Origin of the sequence: Enterobacter cloacae complex sp. P6RS, from assembly GCF_014982245.1 — a bacterium.
GTDB lineage: Bacteria > Pseudomonadota > Gammaproteobacteria > Enterobacterales > Enterobacteriaceae > Enterobacter > Enterobacter bugandensis.
In genome coordinates this window covers 1-983 of the sequence record NZ_JADCLB010000064.1, presented here as the reverse complement: position 1 = coordinate 983, position 983 = coordinate 1, and the positions used below count along the sequence as shown (strand labels likewise).

The window sequence follows — 983 nt, the reverse complement described above, 5'->3', positions numbered from 1 at the left end:
TTAGTACGCGCTGTTGAAAAACTGAATAGCCTTTGTCTCGAAACAACCCATTTTCAGTACTTATATATTTTTCAAGTAAGGCAACAATATCTCTCGTCCTGACAAAACAATCAGAACGCATCTTAACCGTAAATGGACGTGTTACAACATCAAGCCCAGCACGCGTTGAAATAATTAATCTGTTTACATTCGTCCTATTTCGACCGTTGGAGTCATTAACTTCGAGAATACCAGGATCGTCGCTTATGACAAGAACAACTCCTAACTTGTCTAAACTAACGCGTAATTCCTCTTGCGCTTTCGAATCACATTTCCATGTTGAAAATATTATTTCTGATAGTGGAAACAACCTTCTCATTTCCTCAAGATGCTTTAAAAACGCTTGTTTTGAATACTCTTTAGTACCAAATGGCCCCTGAATAACAATGCTTAACGAATTCACTTCTTATCTCCGCAACGTGCGAAACAAACGTCGGCCAACACGCCAAAAAACGCCATTTCCAACCAACAACATTTCCGCAACAATTGATAAAAGAAGTTGCAGAATTGGAGGTTCCGAAGTTGTAACGAAATCGAGCTGTTCACACCAATTAACCTGTCGTCTTAATAAGGTCCCTCCAGTAAGAACGATATAAACAGGGCCTTTAAATGCTCTCCAGTACGCAATGTCCGTCGCCAACGATGTCGGATTTTCAGCAAAGTTCAATTGCTGGATTATTATCACTAATGCCTGTCTCGAAGATCCTCGAACACCTAATTTTCGCTTGTTGATCACCGTATCATCTCTTAGACAAAGGATGAGCCGTTGCGTTGTTTCTGGTGAGGGCAGTTCCGCCATCGCTAATGAGTTTCCATCCAGCCAGCTGCGAGCATCATCCTCCATAGCAGTAAGTATCTTAATGACCACGCTTCCTCCGCATTGTAACAATCATACGAAATAGCTCGAAGCAAGACAGTTTTAAGGAAGCCTGACGACTAAAAAA

2 protein-coding genes are annotated in these 983 nt (G+C 41.3%); both read right to left on the bottom strand.

All coding sequences use genetic code 11. The features are described from left to right. On the bottom strand, window positions 1-442 hold a 442-nt coding region (locus INF73_RS21930; protein ID WP_370567550.1), incomplete at its 3' end, for a WavE lipopolysaccharide synthesis family protein. Window positions 443-445: 3 nt separating this feature from the next. Then, the gene (locus INF73_RS21925; protein ID WP_193547348.1) at window positions 446-907 is read right to left on the bottom strand and encodes a hypothetical protein; all 462 of its coding nucleotides are present in this window, start codon (window positions 905-907) and stop codon (window positions 446-448) included. Window positions 908-983: the final 76 nt, after the last annotated feature.